This window comes from Flavobacterium aestuarii (assembly GCF_040049115.1).
GTDB lineage: Bacteria > Bacteroidota > Bacteroidia > Flavobacteriales > Flavobacteriaceae > Flavobacterium > Flavobacterium aestuarii.
Genome location: NZ_JBDLZZ010000004.1, coordinates 41799 through 59212 on the forward strand (window position 1 = coordinate 41799; position 17414 = coordinate 59212).

A 17414-nucleotide genomic window follows, 5' to 3' on the forward strand; every position below is an offset into this window, starting at 1 on the left:
ATACGATGAATAAAAGAAATAAAAGTATAACACTTTGCATGTTCATTATGGCCGTTTTCAATGGAACTGCCCAAAGCAATATTAAGCAACAGCCTATTATTCAGACAAAATATACAGCTGACCCTGCTCCAATGGTCTACAAAGACACAGTTTTCTTGTATACCTCACATGATGAGGACGATGCAAAAGGTTTTAAAATGATTGACTGGCAGCTTTATACTTCAACTGATATGGTTAACTGGACAGACCATGGTGCGGTTGCTTCCCTGAAGGATTTTAGCTGGGTAAAACATGACAATGGCGCCTGGGCAATCCAGTGTATTGAGAGAAACGGCAAATTTTATCTGTATGCGCCCATGCATGGACAGGGAATAGGGGTATTAGTTTCTGATAGTCCTTACGGCCCATTTAAAGATCCATTGGGGAAGCGTTTGATTGAAGACAATCATTTGTGGAATGATATTGACCCAAATCCATTTATTGATGATGACGGACAGGCTTATCTATATTGGGGAAATCCGGATGTATATTACATAAAACTAAATGAAGATATGATTTCGACTTCGGGAGAAATCGTGAAAGAACCTACGAAAGCAAAAAACTATCAGGAAGGTCCCTGGGTGTATAAACGCAAAGGACATTACTATATGTCGTATGCCTCTACCTGCTGTCCGGAAGGTATTGGATATTCAATGAGTAATTCTCCAATCGGGCCATGGGAATATAAAGGAATGATAGTTGAAGCCAGTGAAAAAACCAGAGGCAATCATCCGGGAATAATTGATTACAAAGGGAAATCATATGTTTTCGGACATAGTTATGATATCATAAAAAGAGAAACTTCTACTTTTTATGAAAGACGTTCGGTGGATATGGACGAAATAATTTACAATGAAGACGGAACCATTAAAACATTGTCATATTGGTCTGAAAACGGACCTGAAGCGGTGGGAACAATAAATCCTTTTAAGCGTGTTGAAGCCGAAACAATGGCGTGGAGCGAAGGAGTAAAATCAGATAAAAATGATAAAAAAGGAGTCTTTGTAACCCAGATAGACAACAATGATTACATCGAAGTCAAAGCAGTGAATTTTGAAAAAAGTGCAAAAAATTTTCATGTAAGTGCAGCTTCTTTATCGGGCGGAAAAATAGAAATACGTTTAGATAATAAAGAAGGTAAACTTTTAGGAGTTTGCGATATAAAAAGCACAGGAGATTTAAATACATGGAAAGAATTTAAAACTAAAGTCGAAAAGATAAAGGGTCTGCATAATGTGTTTTTTGTTTTTAAAGGAAATGGAAAATCAATATTCAATTTAGATTGGTGGAGGTTTGAATAATTCCCTATTTAATTTGAAGAATAATCTAAGAAAGTTAATAAGTAAATAAAAATGAATTTTAAAAAAATTAAGCTTTTAGTATATATAATTCCTATGATTGGATTTTCTCAAAATCCTATCATACAGACCAGTTATACCGCAGATCCAGCGCCGATGGTGTATAATGGCAAAGTGTATTTATATACTTCCCATGACGAAGATGAATCCACCTGGTTTACAATGAATGACTGGAAATTATACACCACCGAAGACATGGTAAACTGGACAGATCATGGCGCAGTGATGTCATACAAAGATTTTAGCTGGGCAAAGATGAATGCCTGGGCAATTCAATGCATAGAAAGAGGAGGCAAGTTTTATATGTATGCACCGATAACTGATCGTCAGGGTAAAAATGGTATTGGAGTAGCAGTCTCAGATAGTCCTTATGGCCCTTTTAAAGATCCTTTAGGAAAACCTCTAATTCAAAACAGCATGGCCGATATTGATCCTACGGTTTTTATTGATGATGATGGTCAGGCTTATTTATTATGGGGAAATCCCGAATGCCATTACGTGAAATTAAACGAAGATATGATCTCATACAATGACGAAATAAAAGTATTCCCAAATACCATTGAAGCATTTGGAAAACGCATCGGAAAAGAAGATCCGCGAAGACCTACCACTTATGAAGAAGGACCATGGCTTTATAAAAGGAACAAATTGTATTATTTATTTTTTGCGGCAGGTCCTATTTCAGAGCATATAGGGTATTCTACAAGTAAAAGTCCGCTTGGGCCGTGGAAATATCAAGGAGTTGTAATGCCTACTCAGGGAGGAAGTTTCACCAATCATCCGGGTGTTATTGATTTTAAAGGCAAGTCGTATTTTTTCTATCATAATGGAGCATTGCCTGGAGGTGGAGGTTTTACACGATCGGTGTGTGTAGAAGAAGCGGTTTTTAATCCGGATGGCACTATTAAACAGATGAATATGACCGAAGGAATTAAAAAAGGTTTAACTGCTGTCAATCCTTATGTCAAGTCAGAAGCAGAAACCATGGCTTGGTCGAAAGATGTAAAAGCTATGCAGAATAATGAAGTAGGTGTTTTTATAACTGCCATGAAAAATGATGCTTTTACAAAAGTCAAAGATGTTGATTTCCGAAAAGAAGGAGCTTCAAAATTTACAGCACGTGTTGGTACTACTCATAATAGTGGCGTATCAATGGAAATTAGGTTAGATGGTCTCGACGGTGAATTGATTGGTACAATAAAAGTCCCAATGACCGGAGGTAATGACAGATGGCAAGTTGTTACCGCAGATGTGAAGAAAGTAACAGGGATACATGATGTTTATTTTATATTTAAAGGAAAGGCTCCCGCCAAAATCATGTTTTTCGATTACTGGATGTTTTCTAAATGATAAAAATGGTTCAAACAATTAGATGTATTGACAGTTCATCTAATCATTATTAACAATAAAATAAATTATAAAATGCCAATTAATTATCAAATCATTATGAACTTTAAAAATATATTATGCCTTTGTTTGTTCAGTTTTTTTACCTCGAATGCACAATTGGTTGTGGATAGTCCGAACGGAAAATTAAAAGTATCAGTTGCGTTAAATAATGGAACAGCTTTTTATAGTGTTGCTTATAACGGAAAACAATTTTTAGAAAATTCACCGCTTGGCTTAAAAACGAATGTTGGTGATTTTACTTCGGGATTGACTTTAGAAGCCAACGTCAATAAAAATAAAATTGATGAAACGTATGAGTTGACCAATATAAAACAAAGTAAGGTACATTATGTGGCAAACGAAGCAATATTTTCTTTTTCCAAAGAAGGTAAAAAAGCTATTGATGTAATTTTCAGGGTAAGCAATAATAATGTGGCCTTCAGGTATAAAGTTCATCCGCAGAAAGAAGCCCGTGCCTGTGTGGTGCAGGAAGAAGCTTCGGGATTTTTATTGCCTCAGGGGACAACTACTTTTTTGTGTCCTCAAAGCAAATCAATGGTTGGATACGCCAGAACAATGCCTAGTTATGAAACATCCTACACTCTTGATGCTCCAATAGGGAAAAATGGAACAGGGGAGGGATATACTTTTCCGTGCCTTTTTAAAGTAAATAACAATGGATGGGTATTGATTTCTGAAACTGGTGTTGACAGTTATTATTGCGGTAGCAAGCTTATCGGTAATGACAATGGTTTATATACAATAGGATTCCCAATGACGGGTGAAAATAACGGCAATGGAACAACAACGCCAGGTATTGCACTGCCGGGTGAAACTCCTTGGAGAACAATAACGCTTGGCGAAACATTGACACCAATTGTAGAAACTACTATTCCGTTTGATTTGGTTAAACCAAAATATGAAGCTTCAAAAAAATATCAATATACCAAAGGGACATGGAGCTGGATAATGAAAATGGATAGTAACACCACATTTCCGGTTCAAAAACAGTACATTGATTTTAGTAATGCAATGGGGTATGAAACCATTTTGGTGGATGCGCTTTGGGACACACAAATAGGTAAAGATAAAATCGCTGAACTGGCAAAATATGGAGAAAGTAAAGGAGTAGGGCTTTATCTGTGGTACAACTCTAATGGGTATTGGAATGATGCTCCACAAGGTCCCAGAGGAATCATGGACAATACAATTATTCGCCGTAAAGAAATGGCTTGGATGAAAAGTATTGGTGTAAAAGGAATTAAAGTTGATTTTTTTGGAGGTGATAAGCAGGTAACCATGAAGCTGTACGAAGATATTTTGGCAGATGCCAATGATTTTGGGATCATGGTAATTTTTCATGGTTGTACACTGCCAAGAGGATGGGAACGCATGTACCCAAATTATGCAGCAAGCGAAGCGGTTTTGGCTAGTGAGAACCTGCATTTTGGTCAGGGAAGCTGTGACAATGAAGCAAAAAATGCCTCTATTCACACTTTTATCCGAAACGTAGTTGGAAGCATGGATTTTGGAGGAAGTGCCTTAAACAAATTTTACAATAGCGATAATATACCAAACAAAGGTTCAAAACGAATGACTTCGGATGTTTTTGCTTTGGCAACTGCTGTATTGTTTCAAAGCGGGGTTCAGCATTTTGCATTGGCACCAAATAATTTAACTGATGCTCCCGATTGGGCAGTCAGCTTTATGAAAGAAGTACCCACCACCTGGGATGAAGTTCGTTTTTTAGATGGATATCCGGGTAAATATGTGATTCTTGCGCGCCGAAAAGGAACAAAATGGTACATAGCTGGTGTAAATGCTCAAAAAGAAACACTGAAATTTAATTTGAAATTACCAATGATTACAGCAGGTACTGAGTTAAAGTTGTATAATGATGATTTGGAGTTAAATGGAAAAGTGAGTACTGTAAAAATGAATAAAAACCAGCAGATTGAATTGACGCTACCTTGTAATGGAGGTGTGCTGATCGTTAATTAATGATTGGTTTTAATTATAATTAACTTAAAAGTAATGAAGAATTTAACCTGTATTTTTAAAATCGAAATGGTGTTAGTCTTTATAATTAGCACTGTTTCTTTTGCTCAAAATCCGCTTATCAGAGATCAGTTTACAGCCGATCCTTCTGCAAGGGTATTTGGAGATAAAGTTTATATATTTCCGTCTCATGATATACTTGCAACTGAAGGGAAAGGTCGTAAAGATTGGTTTTGTATGGAAGATTATCATGTGTTTTCTTCCTTTGACTTAACAGATTGGACAGATCATGGAATGATAGTGCAGCAAAATTCAGTTGCATGGGTTAAACCCAATAGTTACAGTATGTGGGCACCAGATTGTATCGAAAGAAACGGTAAATATTATTTCTATTTTCCGAGCATACCGAAAGACACAATTAATTTTAAGAAAGGTTTCACTGTAGGTGTAGCGATTGCCAGTAAGCCTGAAGGGCCTTATGTGCCGGAGCCTAATCCCATAAAAGGAATCAGCGGAATTGATCCTAATGTTTTTATTGACAAAGATGGACAGGCCTATTTGTATTGGTCTGGAGGAAATATTTATGCTGCCAAATTGAAGGAAAACATGACCGAATTAGATTCGGAGGTGAAAACACTTGAGAATCTCCCTGCGAAAGGATTAAAAGAAGGACCGTATGTATTTGAAAGAAACGGGATTTATTATCTGACCTATCCACATGTTGAAAACAAAATTGAGCGTTTAGAATATGCAATAGCTGATAATCCGTTAGGCCCATTCAAAGCTGCGGGTGTCATTATGGATGAATCGCCTACCGGATGCTGGACCAATCATCATTCAATTATAGAATTCAAAAAGCAATGGTATTTGTTTTATCATCACAACGATTTATCACCTCAGTTTGATAAAGCAAGATCTATTAGAGCTGATTATTTGTTTTTTAATTCAGACGGAACTATCCAGAAAGTTATTCCAACATTAAGAGGTGTTGGAAATACCAAAGCTACTGATCAAATTCAAATTGATCGATATTCTGAAAAAAGCAATAAAGGAGTTTCAATTTCATTTTTAGACAGTCAAAATTCTTTTAAAGGATGGAAAACTGCTTTCAATCAGTCAGGCGGATGGATACAGTATAATAATGTTGATTTTGATCAGAAAAAATTAAAATCAGTCACTGTAAAAGCTTTTTCAGAAAAAGGCGGGGTTCTGCAAATAGCTTCGAAAGGGAAAAAACAAACCATTATTGCTGAAGTGATTGTTCCCAAAGGCAGTAATTGGACAGAAATAAAATCGCCAGTATTGACAATGGAATCAGGTATTCAAAATTTAATTGTTGTATCGAAAGATGATAATCAAATTGAAACCGATTGGATAAAATTTGAATAGCAGAACAAAACTAAAGTTAGAAAAGAATAAAATTAATCAATAATAAATTAAATAGTTAGAAATGAAAAAGATACAAATCGTTTTATTTTCATCATTAATGATGGGCTTGTTTTCCTTTACAGGTATAGGTGATAAAGACAAGCTCAAGGGTAAAACAGCAAAAAATCCACCTGTGTTTTCCAAAGTGGTTTATCAGGGGGATGATCAGTTATATAAAAAAAATCCATTAAAAGCAGGGGAGTTTTATACTCCGGTGCTGCAGGGATGTTATCCGGATCCGGCAATTACTAGAAAAGGAGATGATTACTACATGGTATGCTCTTCATTTGCGATGTTTCCGGGCGTACCTATTTTTCATTCTAAAGATTTAGTAAACTGGACAGATTTGGGTGGGGTTTTAAATAATGTTAACGAATTTAATCCGCACGATACTGGTATCAGTGCAGGGGTTTACGCTCCGGGTATAACTTACAATCCGCACAATGATACTTTTTATATGATTGTTACGGCTTTTACAGGGAATATGGGAAATATAATAGTAAAAACCAAAGACCCGATGAAAGGATGGGGAAGTCCTATTAAACTAGATTTTGGAGGAATTGATCCTTGTATTTTCTTTGATGATAATGGAAAAGGCTATATCGTTCACAATGATGCTCCCGATAAAGGTAAAGAACTTTATATTGGACATCGTGTAATTAAAGTATGGGAATATGATACTGCAACTGACAAAGTAATTCCGGGCACTGATAAAATTATTGTTGACGGAGGAGTAGATCTTTCTAAAAAACCTATTTGGATTGAAGCTCCGCATTTGTATAAAAAAGACGGACGTTATTATTTAATGTGTGCTGAAGGCGGTACAGGAGGCAATCATAGTGAGGTGATTTTCATCAGTGACAGCCCAAAAGGGCCTTTTAAGCCATCATCAAACAATCCCATCTTAACACAAAGGTATTTTCCAAAAGACAGAGCCAATAAAATTGACTGGGCAGGACATGCTGATTTAGTATTAGGACCGGATAATAAGTATTACGGAGTGTTTTTAGGAATACGCCCTAATGAAAAAGACAGAGTAAATGCAGGACGTGAAACGTTTATGCTACCTGTAGATTGGTCTGGAACGTTTCCTGTTTTTGAAAACGGATTAGTTCCAATGGAGCCAAAATTAAAAACTCCAAACGGAGCTGAAAACAAAACCGGCAAGGATGGATTTTTTCCTAATGGTAATTTTACTTTCGAAGAAAATTTTACTTCCAATAAATTAGATTATAGATGGATAGGATTAAGAGGTCCGCGCGAAAATTTTATTTCAGTAACTAAAAAAGGACTGCAGATTAACCCATTTGAAGTAAATATTAAAGAAGTAAAACCTACTTCTACACTTTTTTACAGACAAATGCACAATAGTTTCACTTTTTCCACAACAATTGATTATAAACCAGCTTCTGAAAAAGATTTGGCAGGTATTACATGTCTGCAAAATGAGCGTTTTAATTATGTTTTTGGTATCACCAAAAAAGGAAATGATACTTATATTTTGTTAGAAAGAACAGAAAAAGGCGAGTCTAAAATTATTGCAAGCACTAAAATTGACATCAAAAAACCAATTCGTCTACAGGTAAAAGCAACAGGAGACAGTTATGAATTTAGCTATTCAATAGATGGTGCTGATTTTAAAAACTTAGGAGGAGCAGTTTCAGGAGATATTCTTTCAACTAATGCTGCAGGAGGTTTTACCGGCGCATTGGTAGGATTATATGCAACAGCTGCTAATGATGCCCAGCCTCAGTAAATAATTGTAATATTTGATTTCGCCACCTTAATAATCTTTAGTAATAATGAAAAAAAGACATACAAAATGGATTTTATTTTTAAGCCTGCTCATTTTAGCTGTTGGCTGTAAATCCAATCAAATTGCTAAAAAGGAGTTAAGTGGGAAAGCTGGTGCTCAAAATTGGGTAGGCACTTGGGCTACGGCACAAATGCTAGTAGAACCAAATAATATGCCCCCGCCTCCTGGGCTGACAGAGAATACATTGAGGCAGATTATCAGGGTTTCTATTGGAGGAAAACGGATGAGGTTACGCTTTTCAAATATATATAGTGATCAGCCTACTGTTTTAAAATCGGTAAGTATTGCAAATGTTACTGATGCTCCGGCTATTAATGCAGCAACTCTAAAGATGCTTAGCTTCAACGGAAATCAGGGCATAACAATGAACCCTCATGAAGAAGTGTTTTCGGATGCTTTTGATTTTGCGCTACAGCCAGGCCAGCTTTTGGCGATTACTATTCATTATGGAACTGCTTCGCAAAAAACATCCGGACATCCAGGTTCTCGAACGACTTCATATATTTTGGAGGGGGATAACCTTAACAATGTAGCTTTTTCGGGTGCAGTAAAGACAGACCATTGGTATTCAATTATGGGAGTGGATGTTATTGCACCTAGAAAATCTGCAAATATAGTCTGCTTAGGGAATTCTATTACAGATGGACGAGGTTCAGGAACTAATAAACAGAATAGATGGACTGATATACTATCTGACCGTTTATTAGCCAATAAACAAACAGAGCATATTGGAGTCCTGAACTTAGGAATTGGAGGAAACTGTGTTGTCAGAGGAGGATTAGGCCCAACGGCATTGAATCGATTTGACAGAGATGTGTTATCTCAAGCAGGCACAAAATGGCTAATTCTTCTGGAAGGAATAAATGATATTGGAGGGATTAAAACTGCTGAAGAGGCGCCAGTTAGGGCACAAGAATTGATCGATGCCTACAAAGGGATGATAGAAAAAGCACATGCTAAGGGAATCAAAGTGTATGGTTGTACTATTCTGCCGTTTGAAAAATCATTTTATGACGCTCCTTATCGACAAGAAGCGAGAGATGCTGTAAATGCATGGATTCGAGGGAATAACGGTTTTGATGCTGTAATTGATTTTGATAAAGAAATGGCCTCAGAGCCTGGCTCAAAAACTATTTTATCTAATATGCATGATAAGGATTTTTTGCATCCTAATGAATTGGGTTACCGCAGAATGGGTGAAGCCATAGATTTAAATTTATTTAAATAAAAAGCGCATCAATGATCATTGGTTTTTGCAAATGATTTAATACGAACAGAATTAACCAGCTGATTGGAATTTTAAATTAATTACTTATGACATCGCCATTAGCAACAAGTCTATGCAAGCGACCGTCAGATAATATTATATATGAAGTATAACAAATAACTTTTACGTGTATGAAAAATATTTTTTTTATTGTTGTTGTATTGACATTTTTTGGTTTTACTAATGCTGTCAACGAACCACTTACTACAGAGGTTCATGTAAAGCAAGGCCGACTCCAGGGAACTGCCGAAGATGGATTACTGGTTTTTAAAGGAATTCCATTTGCAAAACCACCAGTTGGAGATCTCAGATGGCGTGCTCCTCAGCCTGTAAAAAAATGGGATGGTGTGCTGCAGGTAAATAAATTTGCGCCTGGTCCAATCCAAGGGGGAAATCCACCTTCTGGAAAAAGTGAAGATTGTCTTTACCTGAATGTATGGACACCAGCAAAATCTGCAAAAGAAAAAGTTCCAGTATTGGTATGGATTTATGGAGGTGGATTTGGAGCAGGAGCAACTTCTGAAGCATCTTATAACGGTAAAAACTTAGCCAAAAAAGGTGTTGTATTAGTGAGTATTGCTTACCGTGTGGGGCAGTTAGGTTTTATGGCGCACCCGGAATTGAGCGCTGAAAACCCAAAAAATGTTTCAGGAAACTACGGCTTACTGGATATGATTGCAGGTTTGCAATGGGTAAAGGAGAATATTGCAGCCTTTGGAGGCGATCCAAATAAAGTAACAATTTTTGGAGAATCAGCAGGAGGTATTGCCGTAAGTATGTTATGTGCTTCGCCTTTGGCAAAAGGTCTTTTTAATGGCGCTATATCACAAAGCGGAGGTTCATTTGGCCCTTCAAGACTTACTACTTATCCAGGTGAAAACATGAAAACGCTTAAGGTTGCTGAAAATGAAGGATTGGACTATATGAAAAGTGCCGGAGTGGCTTCAATTGAAAAATTAAGGTCAATTGAGGCTGATAAACTTCCTGCAGGACGCGGATGGCCCATTACTGACGGATGGGTAATTCCTGACGATCAGTACAAGCTGTATGAAGCTGGTAAATATAATGACATTCCTATTCTTATTGGTTACAATTCAGATGAGGGAGCGAGTTTTACAAGAACGAAAGACCCAAAAGAATTTGTCAGCAGTGTAGAAACACGCTATGGTAAATTTGCAGAAAATCTATTAAAAGCCTATCCTGTCAGCGATTCTTCTGTTCCTAAAACGGCTCGTGATTTATCCCGTGATGCGGCTTTTGGCTGGCAAACATGGTCTTGGGCGAGACTTCAGGCAAAAACTGGAAAGTCAAAAGTGTTTTTTTACTATTTTGACCAGCATCCAGACCATCCTAAAGATTCACCTTACTATGGTTTTGGTTCTTACCATGGCCAGGAGGTGGCGTATGTTTTTGTGAATTTAGATGCATCAAATCCTCAAACAAGCAAGTCAGATTTAGCAGTTTCAGATCTAATGGGAACTTATTGGACAAACTTTGCGAAATATGGCGACCCTAATGGCAAAGACATTCCTAACTGGCCTGCTTTTAATAATTCGGATCCTAAGTTAATGTATTTCAATAATAGTGCTTATACCGGTCCAGTTCCAAGTATAAAATCATTGGAGGTTTTAGATTCTTATTTCTCTTGGAGGCGTACATCAGAAGGTGAAGCTTGGGCAAAATAAATTCTATTTCAAATTATACTAAATTATAAATGCTAACTGCTTAATTGACCATTAAATTATGAAGAATATTATCAGCCTAATGATGTTTGTCATCTTATTATTTACGGCGAACACAATGTTTTCACAAAACCCTAATTTCCATATCTATCTGAGTTTTGGCCAGTCAAATATGGAAGGGAATGCTAAAATTGAACTTCAGGACACTGTAGAAGTTGATGGGCGTTTTCAAGTTTTGGAAACAGTAAACTGCCCGGAGCTTAAACGTGAAAAAGGAAAATGGTACACAGCTGTTCCTCCATTATGCCGTTGTAAAACTGGTTTGACGCTAACCGATTATTTTGGAAGGACAATGGTCGCAAATCTTCCTAAAAATGTAAAGGTGGGAATTATCAATGTTGCAGTTGGGGGCTGTAAAATTGAGCTTTTTGACAAAGATAAATATGAATCATACGTAACAACCGCTCCTGACTGGCTGAAAGGAATGGTCAAAGAGTATGATGGTAATCCTTATGCAAGATTGGTTGAAATGGCAAAAATTGCTCAGAAAGACGGTGTGATTAAAGGAATTTTAATGCATCAGGGAGAGTCGAACACTGGGGATACGCTTTGGACAAAAAAGGTCAAAATTGTGTATGACAATTTGATGAAAGATCTAAAGCTGAATCCTAAAAATGTTCCGCTGCTTGCTGGTGAAACCGTTAACGCAGATCAAGGCGGGATTTGTGCGAGCATGAATACAATTATTGCCACTCTTCCAAAAACAATTCCTAATTCCTATGTGATTTCGTCCAAAGGATGTACAGTTGCTAAAGATAATTTGCATTTTGACGCTGCCGGCTATAGAGAATTAGGAAAAAGATATGCTGAGAAGATGCTTTTGCTAACGGAAAATAAAGCATCAAAATAATATAGAATTTCAGTAATGATTTTTACAGCAAATCAGCCAGATATTTACCAAATGATAAAAGCAAATTTATTCAAAAACATACATAAAACAGGCTTATTTCTACTGTCTGTTATTGTTTCTTCTAATATGCTTTTTGCTCAAGGGAAAAAGAAATCAAAAGGAGAATTTGAAAATATAAAATACAGAAATATTTTTTTAGAAGCAGGATATAAAAAAGCGGCTATTAGCGAGAAACTTTCTAAGGCTTATTACGATGTTTTTGAAGGACCTAAGCGTGTTTATTTCACTGTTGGGGATACTATGGCCTACGTATCGGATGTGAAAAATAAGGATGCAAGAACGGAAGGCATGTCATACGGAATGATGGTGGCAGTCCAGCTGAATAAAAAAGATGTTTTTGATAAAATCTGGAGATTTTCAAAGGCGTATTTACAACATCAAAGCGGTCCTCGCGAAGGGTATTTTGCGTGGAGTTTTAATCCAGTTACTATGAAGCAAAATTCTCCAGGATCTGCATCTGATGGGGAATTGTATTATATAACCAGTCTTTTGTTTGCTTCTAATCGATGGGGTAACAGCACAGGTATTGATTATTATAAAGAAGCCAGACGAATATTAGATGCTATGTGGAAAAAAAGCGGCACTGGGAATATTTATAATTTGATTAATACCGAACACAAGCAAATAACTTTTGTACCCGAAGGCAAAAATTATAATTGGACAGATCCTTCTTATCACCTGCCCGCTTTTTATGAAGTTTGGGCTGTATATGCAAAAGATGGACATGAGCAATTTTATAGAGATTGCGCAGATACTTCAAGGGCGTTTTTTCATAAAGCGACACATCCGGTAACGGGTCTGAATTCTGACTATACAGAATTTGACGGAAAGCCTCACGTTACGCCTTGGATGCCGGCAGGATTTCGTTACGATTCCTGGCGTGTTCCTATGAACATTGCGATGGATTATACATGGTTTGGTAAAGACAAAAAATGGCAGAAAGAATATGCAGTGAAGTTTCAAAAGTTTTTAAGGTCTAAAGGAATAGATACTTATGAAGATCAATTCAATCTTGATGGTTCAACTCCCGAATTTATTCTGCAGGCTGGTACTGTAAAAAAACTAAGGCACTCTATTGGATTAGTTGCTACAGCAGCAGCAACAGCAATGATAAATGATGAAAAGGGAAGTTTGGATTTTGTACATGCTGTCTGGAACGCCGAGCTCAAACCCTATGAGGATGGTTATTTTGATCCATATTATGATGGGTTAATGTATCTTTTTAGTTTGATGCATTTAAGTGGGAATTATCAAATTATAACCCCGCAAGCACATTAGATTTTTTTGCAATGAAATATATGAAAGAATAAATAGAGTATTCACTAGGATTTTCAAAAAAACAAAAATCATGAAACAATATCATTTTTTTATTGGGTTATCGATGGTTTTATTGAGTTCATTGGCTATGGCACAAATTGAACCATTAAAAGTTATTGAAGATTTTAAACCTTCTTCAGTAAATCAGCAGGGTAAATTGTATCCTCAAGTGAATTCTCAGGGCCGGGTGAGAGCAAGTATTTTTGCACTACAAGCTAATAAAGTTCAGCTAGATCTTGGAGGTATTAAATACGATATGGTAAAAGATGATAAAGGTATCTGGACTGGAGTATCTAATCCTCAGGATGAAGGATTCCATTATTATCAACTCAATATTGACGGGGCTTCAGTTCCTGATCCTGGAACAATATATTTTTATGGTGCCGGACGATTAGGCAGCGGAATAGAAATTCCTGCTGTAGATCAGGAGTTTTTTGAGATGAAAAATGTTCCTCACGGTCTTGTAAGCGAAAACATTTATTTCTCAAAATTGACTAATTCGTTCAGACGTTGTTTTGTATATACTCCACCAAATTATTGCGAAAATACAAAAACACGTTTTCCTGTACTTTATTTACAACACGGTAGTTTTGAAGATGAAACAGGCTGGTCAGTTCAAGGCAAAGCCAATTTGATTCTGGATAATTTAATTGCTTCCAATCAAGCGGTTCCCATGATTGTTGTTATGGATAATGGATATGCTTATAAAAACCAAGGAAGTTCAGAAAATAAGCCCATATCGGTTTTTGAAGAAGTAATGGTGAATGAGATTATTCCAATGATTGATTTAAAGTTCCGGACTATTTCAGATCGCGAACACAGGGCCATTGCCGGACTTTCTATGGGAGCTAATCAAACCATGAGAATTGCCATGAACCATTTGGATAAGTTTGCTTATTATGGCGGATTTAGCGGTACTTCTAATTATCCAAGTGCTGATGAAATTGATCCATCAGTATTTTTAGACGGAAAGTTTAATGACGGGAAAGCAGTAAATAAACAACTTAAACTTTTATGGCTTGGACTTGGAACAAAGGAACCAAATCCTTTTCCGGGTTCAATAGGGGCTTTCAAAAAAATGCTTGATAAACAAGGTATTCGATATGTATTTTATGAGTCTCAAGGTACTGCTCATGAGTGGTTAACCTGGAGAAGGTCTTTACATCAATATGCTGGCTTATTGTTCAAATAGACAAATGTTTTATTAATTAAAAACTAATATTTAAAATGAAAAAAAATCTCTTGTCAATTCTTGCTTTAGTCATCATTACGAGCAATTTATTGGCACAAAAAATCGAAAAAGAAGGTCCGAAAGGTTTTGACCAAGTACGTACAGGAATTCCTAACGGAAAAATTGAAAGTTTAGAATATAATTCAAAAACTGTGGGAACTACCAGAAAAGTAACTGTTTATACTCCTCCCGGTTTTAGTAAAAATAAAAAATATCCTGTTTTATATTTACTTCACGGCATTGGTGGTGACGAAAAAGAATGGTTAAACGGGGGCAGCCCGCAAGTGATATTAGACAATCTTTATTCGGAAGGAAAGATAGAGCCTATGATTGTTGTTATGCCAAACGGGCGTGCAATGAAAGATGACAGTGCCGCAGGCAACATAATGGCTCCCGATAAAGTGAAGGCTTTTGCTGTTTTTGAGAAAGATTTACTAAATGATCTGATTCCTTTTATCGAAAAAAAATACTCAACTATTCTGCGGGATACAAAGCAACAAAGCATTTGATTGAGCAAGGTTGTAAACGTATAGCTCATTTAACCGGATTGCAGCATATAAATACATATAGTGAACGTAAAAGAGGATATATTGATGCTTTAATTGAAGCTGATTTGCCCATTGATGAAATGTTGATTATACATTATAACGCCTTAACTTTTGAAGAAGGAGAAAAGGCCAGCAATTATCTATATGATTTAGAAAAACCTCCAGATGGTATATTTTGTGCAAATGATTCAATGGCTGTTAAGGCTATTCAATGTGCTAAAAAAAGAGGGCTAAAAACGCCACAAGAAATTGCAATCATTGGTTTTAACGATGATCCAATTGCTTCGATGATTGATCCAGGACTGTCTTCAATTACACATCCATCTGTCGAAATGGGGCAAGCCTCGGCTAGAAAAATCATAAGCTATTTAAAAGCGCCGAAAAAGAATGATATTTCAGAAATCACCTTTTTGAACACTGAGGTTGTTGTAAGAGAATCATCAACTAGACAGATTGAAAAATCCAATATTGTTGATTTCTAATTACAATTTGCATATCCACTTTTGAGGGCTTTTTGCAATAAATTCTCTGTCTGATACATTTTCGATCATTAAATAATTATGATTCGAATTGGTTGTTACTTTGAACTTCTTGTTTAATTTGTTTCGTAAGTATAGTTGTTTCATGTATGTCGCCACAGAAATTTTATAAATTTTATAACAAACTCTGGAACTCTAATATTATCCTATGGCTTCCTGCAAACAAAAAATAGAGACCAGGTTAGGAGGGAACTGTCTGATCTTTAATTCTACTTGTTTGGATATTCAATAAGACATGGAGTGTAATAATTTGAACTAGGTAAGTACTTATAAATTAAAAAAAATTAAAAAGGCAAAAATAATTAACATCATAGAGCTTGCTGAATCGTTTATGAAATTTGCAGTTTGATAATTTAATTCAATTTTTAACCGCTTTGACGGCAGAGATGCTCAGTTAGAACATCCATGATTACTTCGATATCATTTTAAGATTGGACAGGTATGAAGATTAGGAAATAAAACAGAGTTTATTTATAAAATATTAAACTTATTTTGAAATTCCTCTATTGTTAGATTTTCGAGCGCAGAATGTCTTCTGCTTGTGTTGTAAAAATTTTCGATATACTCGAAAATTGATTTTTCAGCTTTTTTTCGGGTTGTATATTTTTTGTGATATATTAATTCAGTTTTTAAAGACTTAAAAAAACTCTCGGCAACTGCATTGTCATAACAGTTCCCTTTTCTACTCATGCTCTGCAGGATCTGATTATTTTTTGATAATATGTAAATGAAATCTTTGCAGGCAAATTGAATCCCTCTGTCTGAATGAAATATTAATTTCTGATTTGAAAGTAGAGGACGATTTAGCAATGCTTTTTTAAAAGCTGCAATACTGGTATCCGCTGCTTTCATAGTGGTACTTAATGACCAGCCAATTACTTTTCGGTCAAACAGGTCTAGCACTGCAGTAAGGTATGCCCAGCCTTCCGCAGTTCTGATATAGGTGATGTCTGTAACCCATACCTGGTTTTGCTTGCTTACCTTAAAATTCTGATTTAGTAAATTCTCTGCTGCAGGGTACTTAGGGGAAGAGATTGTAGTTTTTTTAAATTTTAATTTTGTAATCTTTCGCAGCCCCTGTTCCTTCATTATCTTTCTGACAAAAGAACTGCATACTTTTATTCCTATTGCTGATAGTTCTTTGGTGATTCTTGGACTTCCGTACCTGCCTTGGCTCCAATAATAGATTCTTAAAATCTCCGATGCTATAAAAATCCTGCGTTCTGCCCTACTGGTAGGGAGTCCTTTTAGCCATTTGTAATAGCAGCTGGGATCCACCTGAAAAATACGGCACATCTTCACAACGGGAAATTTACCTGTGTTTTCTCTGATAAATTCATATCTGGCCCGTCTCTCCTGGTGAAGATGTTCAGCTCCTTTTTTAAAATATCCCGCTCGAGTTTGAGGACTTTAATTTCTCTTTGCAGTTTTACGATTTCTTTTTTTTCTACATCTGAATCGGATGTTTTCTGCGGGGTTAGTTTTCCGTCATGGAATAGTCTTTTCCAATGTTGCAGATTATATCGGCTGATTTGAAGTCCTTCAGCAACACGGAGTACGCTTTTGTACTGGATGCTTGTTTTAACGGCCCAGACTTTAAATTCTGTACTGTATTTTTTTCTAGTATTTTTCATCTTTTGTAAAGTTAGAGCTATTAATCTGCTATAAAGCAATAAATAATTTAATATGTTTTTCTAACTTTTTTACCGAATTGAAGAAAAAGTGCCTTAGCTTTTTGTGGCAAAAAAGGTATCAACTCCAAATCTGGTTTGCCACGATTTTGCCATAAGTTTAAAAACTCCTTGAAATCTGGGTTGTTTTAGACTTTCCTG

Annotated in this window: 14 protein-coding genes; 12 read left to right on the forward strand and 2 right to left on the reverse strand. The window is 36.2% G+C overall.

Features of this window, described 5'->3' with window-relative positions:
• Positions 1 to 5: 5 nt before the first annotated feature.
• From ABEG11_RS05165 to ABEG11_RS05220, 12 genes are all read left to right on the forward strand, one after another.
• The gene (locus tag ABEG11_RS05165; RefSeq protein WP_348823136.1) at positions 6 to 1340 is read left to right on the forward strand and encodes a glycoside hydrolase family 43 protein; all 1335 of its coding nucleotides are present in this window, start codon (positions 6 to 8) and stop codon (positions 1338 to 1340) included.
• A gap of 51 nt (positions 1341 to 1391) precedes the next feature.
• A complete protein-coding gene (locus ABEG11_RS05170) occupies positions 1392 to 2747 on the forward strand; it encodes a glycoside hydrolase family 43 protein (protein ID WP_348823137.1) in 1356 nt (451 codons plus the stop codon).
• A gap of 96 nt (positions 2748 to 2843) precedes the next feature.
• A complete protein-coding gene (locus tag ABEG11_RS05175) occupies positions 2844 to 4787 on the forward strand; it encodes a glycoside hydrolase family 97 protein (protein WP_348823138.1) in 1944 nt (647 codons plus the stop codon).
• A gap of 33 nt (positions 4788 to 4820) precedes the next feature.
• On the forward strand, positions 4821 to 6173 hold the full coding sequence (locus ABEG11_RS05180) for a family 43 glycosylhydrolase (RefSeq protein ID WP_348823139.1): 1353 nt from the start codon (positions 4821 to 4823) through the stop codon (positions 6171 to 6173).
• Between the two features lie 61 nt (positions 6174 to 6234).
• Positions 6235 to 7968, forward strand: coding sequence for a glycoside hydrolase family 43 protein (locus ABEG11_RS05185; RefSeq protein WP_348823140.1), 1734 nt, complete (start codon positions 6235 to 6237; stop codon positions 7966 to 7968).
• Between the two features lie 46 nt (positions 7969 to 8014).
• A complete protein-coding gene (locus ABEG11_RS05190; RefSeq protein WP_348823141.1) occupies positions 8015 to 9256 on the forward strand; it encodes an SGNH/GDSL hydrolase family protein in 1242 nt (413 codons plus the stop codon).
• Between the two features lie 170 nt (positions 9257 to 9426).
• On the forward strand, positions 9427 to 10980 hold the full coding sequence (locus ABEG11_RS05195; protein WP_348823142.1) for a carboxylesterase/lipase family protein: 1554 nt from the start codon (positions 9427 to 9429) through the stop codon (positions 10978 to 10980).
• Between the two features lie 58 nt (positions 10981 to 11038).
• Positions 11039 to 11887, forward strand: coding sequence for a sialate O-acetylesterase (locus ABEG11_RS05200; protein ID WP_348823143.1), 849 nt, complete (start codon positions 11039 to 11041; stop codon positions 11885 to 11887).
• Positions 11888 to 11902: 15 nt separating this feature from the next.
• A complete protein-coding gene (locus tag ABEG11_RS05205) occupies positions 11903 to 13225 on the forward strand; it encodes a family 8 glycosyl hydrolase (protein ID WP_348823144.1) in 1323 nt (440 codons plus the stop codon).
• 70 nt (positions 13226 to 13295) lie between these two features.
• Positions 13296 to 14456 (forward strand): alpha/beta hydrolase-fold protein, encoded by a 1161-nt coding sequence (locus tag ABEG11_RS05210; protein WP_348823145.1) that lies wholly within the window; start codon positions 13296 to 13298, stop codon positions 14454 to 14456.
• Between the two features lie 35 nt (positions 14457 to 14491).
• Positions 14492 to 15004, forward strand: coding sequence for an alpha/beta hydrolase (locus ABEG11_RS05215; RefSeq protein WP_348823146.1), 513 nt, complete (start codon positions 14492 to 14494; stop codon positions 15002 to 15004).
• The gene (locus tag ABEG11_RS05220) at positions 15001 to 15525 is read left to right on the forward strand and encodes a LacI family DNA-binding transcriptional regulator (protein ID WP_348823147.1); all 525 of its coding nucleotides are present in this window, start codon (positions 15001 to 15003) and stop codon (positions 15523 to 15525) included. Before ABEG11_RS05215 ends, ABEG11_RS05220 begins: the two co-directional genes overlap by 4 nt.
• Positions 15526 to 16053: 528 nt before the next feature.
• Here ABEG11_RS05220 and ABEG11_RS05225 read toward each other — a convergent pair.
• Together ABEG11_RS05225 and ABEG11_RS19085 are read right to left on the reverse strand one after the other, a co-directional pair.
• Complete coding sequence (locus ABEG11_RS05225; RefSeq protein ID WP_435302833.1) at positions 16054 to 16914, reverse strand: IS3 family transposase; 861 nt, start codon at positions 16912 to 16914, stop codon at positions 16054 to 16056.
• Complete coding sequence (locus tag ABEG11_RS19085; protein WP_435302828.1) at positions 16881 to 17216, reverse strand: transposase; 336 nt, start codon at positions 17214 to 17216, stop codon at positions 16881 to 16883. The genes ABEG11_RS05225 and ABEG11_RS19085 overlap by 34 nt, the downstream gene beginning before the upstream one ends.
• Between the last annotated feature and the right edge of the window lie 198 nt (positions 17217 to 17414).